We start from the raw sequence: 4,606 nt of genomic DNA on the forward strand, positions 1-4,606 counted from the left end.
CCCCAGCAGGTCCTCGACCGCGACACCGGACATGGCGACCTCCCAAAGCCTGTTCAACAGACGGAGGGCTGTCCCATCGCAACTGTAATGCTAGGAGCCATCGCGGGCGACGCCGTGTCCTACAGCCTGGGACGCTGGCTGGGGCCGACGGTGGTGTACCGGCGGCCCCTGTCCCGATACCGGGCGGAGGTGGCGAAATCGCGCCTGTTCTTCCGCCGGTACGGCTTCGCCGCGGTGTTCATCGGGCGGTTTCTCGGTCCCCTGCGCTCGATCGTCCCGCTGGTGGCCGGGATGATGAGGATGAACGGTCGCCGGTTCCAGTTCGCCAATGTCGCGTCCGCCGCCCTATGGGCGCCTGCCATGCTCGCGCCGGGATGGCTGGCGTCGGCCGGCGTCGGCAGCATCGCCTCCGATACGGGCGGCTTCGGCGGGCTCATGATGGCCGTCCTCGCCGGCAGCATCGCTCTGACGGCCCTAATCGTCTGGTTCCTGGGACCGCGGCGGCGACCGAGCCGCCGGTATCGATAAGCCGCGCGACGCTGGATCGGCGGGGCCGCCTCACCCCGGCGTGACGCCGTTGAGCAGGTGATAGCCGCGGATCACCTGGCTGTCGTCCATCGCACCCTCGCCGCGCCCGGAGGCGTAGAAGAACATCTGGTGGGCGATGGCGGCCAGCAGCAGGGCGGCCTTGGCGCCGCGACCGGCTCTGTTGCAAAGTATGCCGGCAATCGCGAGATGATGGATATGGGCATTACCGCCAACGCTATGTGTCCTTGGAGTTCGAGTTGCTGACTGTGAGCCTCCTCCGGATCGGTGGACACCTTTGTTAAGCTCCCGTTGGGAGCGGAGAGGTGGACATGACAACGACACGGCGCTTTTTCACGGACGAGTTCAAGCGAGAGGCCGTGGGCCTGCTGGAAAGCAGTGGCCGGCCCCTGGAACACGTCGCCAAGGAGTTGGGTATCCAGCCGTCGATGCTGCGCACCTGGCGGCGGCGCGTATCCGGGCCAGCGGGGCCGGCGCAGTTCCCCACCAAGCAGGCGCCGGCCCCGTTGGCCGCCGGCGATCAGTCAGCGGAGATCGCGCGCTTGAAGCGCGAACTGGATCGTGTCCGCATGGAACGAGACATACTAAAAAAACTGTGAGCATTTTCTCGAAGCCTCTGAAATGAGGTTCCGGATTATTGAGAACTGCCGCGACGAATACCCGGTTCGAGTGCTCTGCGACGCCCTCGGCGTGTCGTCTTCTGGCTATTATGCTTGGCGCACGCGACCGGAGAGCCCGCTCAAGGCGGCGAACCGGCAGTTGCTCGATGACATCCGGCGACTTCACGCCGATCACCGCGAGCGCTACGGAGCCCCGCGCATTCATGCCGCCCTGCGGGCACAGGGCCGGACCGTCAGCCGGGGGCGCGTCGAACGCCTCATGCACCGTCATGGCCTTCGGGCTCAGCGCCCCCGGGCCTTTCGGGTCTGCACCACCGACAGCCGCCACGCCCTGCCGATCGCCCCCAACCTCCTGGACCGCAACTTCGCTCCAACCGCTCCGAACAAGGTCTGGCTCACCGACATCACTTACGTGCCGACCGACGAGGGCTGGCTGTACGTGGCGGTGGTCCTCGACCTGTTCAGCCGCAAGGCGGTCGGCTGGGCCATGCGCGATCACCTGCGCACCGAATTGCCGCTGGCGGCGCTCACCATGGCCCTCCAGCGCCAGCGGCCCGCCCCCGGCCTTCTGCACCATTCCGACCGCGGTTGCCAATACGCCTCGGCGGACTACCGCAAGGCTTTGAAAAACCATGACATCACCCAGTCGATGAGCCGTAAGGGGAACTGCTGGGACAACGCACCAATGGAAAGCTTCTTCGGAAGCCTGAAATCGGAACTCGTCCACCATCACCGGTACGCGACACGCGAGAATGCCAAGCGCGACCTGTTCGCTTACATCGAAGGCTACTACAATCGCCAACGCCTCCACTCGGCAATCGGCTATAGAACACCTGAGCAGGCCGAACTTCAGGCCGCATAACCCGGTGTCCATCGTTCCGGGGGAAGCTCAGGATCGACAGCCGCCCGATCTTCGAGCACAGCCCCTCGAACGCCGGCGACATCACCTTCAGTGCCTCGTCCACGATGGTCCGCATCGGCCGCAAGGGGTGAGCGGGCGGAACCCGCGCCTCACAGGTCACGTAGCTGAACAGACCCTCGCTGCGTTCGTCCGAGCCCCGCATCCTTCCCGGTTCCGTTGCAAAGTTTGCTGGCGGACGGAGATCGGGTAAAACCCAGCCGCTATCGGCGGCTGGGGTGACACGGTGATGCGCAGCGGGAAGAGCCCATTCAAGGGGCGACAGTTCACGACGGCGGTGATCCTGTGGGCGGTGCGCTGGTACTTCCAGTTCCTGATCCGCGCCAAGCGCGTGCGCCCGCCGCCCGGCGCTTCTTCCGCAAGGCGCTGAAGCAGGCGTCCACGGTGAACCCGCGCTCCCTCACTGTGGACAAGAACGCCACGTATCCGAGTGCGGCCAAAGCGATGAAGAAGGACGGTGAGCTGTGGCGGTTCACTAAGCTCCGACCAATCAAGTACCTCAACAATATCGTTGAACAGGATCACCGCCGCATAACGCTTGGTGCGGCCGGGGCTCGGCTTCAAGAGCTTCCACACCGCGCGCCGAACCATCGCCGGCTACGAGATCCTGGCGATGGTGCGCAAGGAGCAGGTCGCCGCCATGCCCGCCAACGACATGCCCGCCCAGGCGACCTTCATCGCCAGCCTGTTCGGTGTTGCCGCCTGAAGGTGTCGATACCGCGGCTCACCGCATCCGCCGTCAAAATTTGCAACGGAGCCCGATGATGCGGCATGAACGGTGTTCTGACAGTAAGGGAGGAATCACCATGAAGCCCCAGCGGTCCGCACCCCTGTCCTTGTCACCCTTCGCACGCCCCGACGGGTCCTGCCTCGGTCGCCTTCCGGACGAGCACGTGCCTGCCGCGCCGGCGGAACCCGAGGACAACCCCGCCCCGCCCACCGAGCCGATGAATCCGGCTTGATGCGGTTCGGAACACCGGCGCACGTTGGCCGCGACCGATCTGCCGCTGAACCTGCCGCTGAATGCCCGTCCTAAACCTGCGGCGATGATGCGCGTTCATTCGGGCCGCCAAGCGCCTCTTCCCCACAACGGTAAGCCCGTGCAAGGGAGACGTCCTGTGCCGGCGTGAGCACGGCGTCAACGGCACTGAGCAGTGCGGTCTCTTCCTTTTGAATGTGCAGGACGAGGCCCTCGATCAATTGCTGCCCGAAATGGCGGAAGACCAGCCAGCTTTCCTCATCGAACCCCTCACGCAGAGCCAGGGCACACAGCCGGGAGATGCGGCGGACGAGCGGGCGCAGGGCTTCGTGGTCGGTCGAGAGGTCGGCCGTCATCTCGTAAGCGCCAGCGGCGGCAATGGGCGGGAAGAGCCACTGCTCTTCCAGGAGGAAATGCCGTTCAAGGTCCTGGCCCAACTCCTTGCCAAGGGTGGCGAGCAGAACGCGACCGTCCACGTCCAGATGTGGGATGTCGTCTTCCGTGGTGCGCTCCAGGTAGGCTTCGAACGCGTTCAGAAGGTCGATGGTCCGGTGATGATCATCGTGCAGGAGTTGGCCGGTCTTGCTGTCGGTGTGCATGTCCGAAGTCTTTTGAAAGGGGGTCACGCGTCGGGTCGGCCATTCCAAGCGGCAAGCCTGACCAGTCGAGGATCGTCGGCGTGGTCCACCAGCATGCGTCGGACCCGCTCCTGCCACAGGATGCGGAACTGTGCCGCTTCGTCCGGGGATGCCGCGTGGGACAACAGGCGCTGCAGAAGGCCGGGCATCGCCGGATCGACCGGCACGACGCCGCTGTCGAGCGTCGCTTGCACGCCCGCTCCCGTGTCCATGCGGACGAAGGCCATCGTCCCTTGAATGCCGACCCCGAAGGACAGGAGGTTCCGGCGGTCGAAGCGTTTAGCGATGCCTTTGAAGCCGGTGCTCTCCGTCGCTCCGGTCAGCAGCGTGGCGACGCTTGCCATCACACCGGCCACACCTTCGGCGGCGGCCTCGCGAACAGACACCGCAACGGCCCCGCGCTCGGGCACCTCATCGGGATACAGACGCTCCAGTGACCGTACGGTCATCAGGTAAGCGCCCGCGACGGTCGGGCAGGAATGGCCGGCCAGCCGCACCGCATCGGCATAGCCATACTCAAGCAGGCCGTCCTCGGCCGCGCCGAGGAACGCGCTGAGCGGATCGCACACGACGAGCCGCGGCGCCGCATCATAAAAGGATGGAAAGGTCATAACCGGATCATGCCACGATGATGCGCGGGCCTCTTTGTCCTCGCGCAAACGGCACGGCCAAGCACCGGTGGCAAGCGGGAAATGCCCAACAGAGGAAGGCAGGGTCTCGCCCCCCACCCTCCCCCTGCGCATCCCACCGGGGTGGGATCAATGCTTCATCTCGCCGAGCTGTTTGCGGGAGTCGCCGCTCTTGTCGAGGATGACACTGTCGTCCGCCTTGCCATCGACTTCCAGAATGCCGATGAGCCCCTTGGTGGCGCGGCTCAGAGCGTGATCGACCAAGGCGTACTTGC

General features: G+C 65.3%; 5 protein-coding genes and 2 pseudogenes. 4 read left to right on the forward strand and 3 right to left on the reverse strand.

Annotated features, from left to right (window positions below; genetic code table 11):
- Both FHW79_RS32050 and FHW79_RS32060 read left to right on the forward strand, forming a co-directional pair.
- The coding region (locus FHW79_RS32050) for a DedA family protein (RefSeq protein ID WP_183182654.1) at nt 1-528 on the forward strand (528 nt) is incomplete at its 5' end.
- 329 nt (nt 529-857) lie between these two features.
- Nucleotides 858-2,028, forward strand: a pseudogene (locus FHW79_RS32060) (IS3 family transposase).
- A 31-nt stretch (nt 2,029-2,059) separates the two neighbouring features.
- Here FHW79_RS32060 and FHW79_RS32065 read toward each other — a convergent pair.
- A pseudogene (locus tag FHW79_RS32065) lies at nt 2,060-2,230 on the reverse strand (IS5/IS1182 family transposase); the annotation flags it as partial.
- A gap of 84 nt (nt 2,231-2,314) precedes the next feature.
- Here FHW79_RS32065 and FHW79_RS33165 point away from each other — a divergent pair.
- Both FHW79_RS33165 and FHW79_RS33170 read left to right on the forward strand, forming a co-directional pair.
- Nucleotides 2,315-2,455: a hypothetical protein gene (locus FHW79_RS33165; RefSeq protein ID WP_247884727.1), complete on the forward strand. Its 141-nt coding sequence runs from the start codon at nt 2,315-2,317 to the stop codon at nt 2,453-2,455.
- Nucleotides 2,456-2,626: 171 nt separating this feature from the next.
- Entirely contained in the window at nt 2,627-2,791 is a 165-nt protein-coding gene (locus tag FHW79_RS33170; RefSeq protein WP_247884728.1) for a transposase, read from the forward strand.
- 326 nt (nt 2,792-3,117) lie between these two features.
- Here the strand turns inward: FHW79_RS33170 and FHW79_RS32075 are convergent, their stop codons facing one another.
- Both FHW79_RS32075 and FHW79_RS32080 read right to left on the reverse strand, forming a co-directional pair.
- The gene (locus tag FHW79_RS32075) at nt 3,118-3,663 is read right to left on the reverse strand and encodes a hemerythrin domain-containing protein (protein WP_183182655.1); all 546 of its coding nucleotides are present in this window, start codon (nt 3,661-3,663) and stop codon (nt 3,118-3,120) included.
- Between the two features lie 23 nt (nt 3,664-3,686).
- On the reverse strand, nt 3,687-4,313 hold the full coding sequence (locus tag FHW79_RS32080) for a hypothetical protein (protein WP_183182656.1): 627 nt from the start codon (nt 4,311-4,313) through the stop codon (nt 3,687-3,689).
- Between the last annotated feature and the right edge of the window lie 293 nt (nt 4,314-4,606).

Source organism: Azospirillum sp. OGB3 (assembly GCF_014192915.1).
Classification (GTDB): domain Bacteria; phylum Pseudomonadota; class Alphaproteobacteria; order Azospirillales; family Azospirillaceae; genus Azospirillum.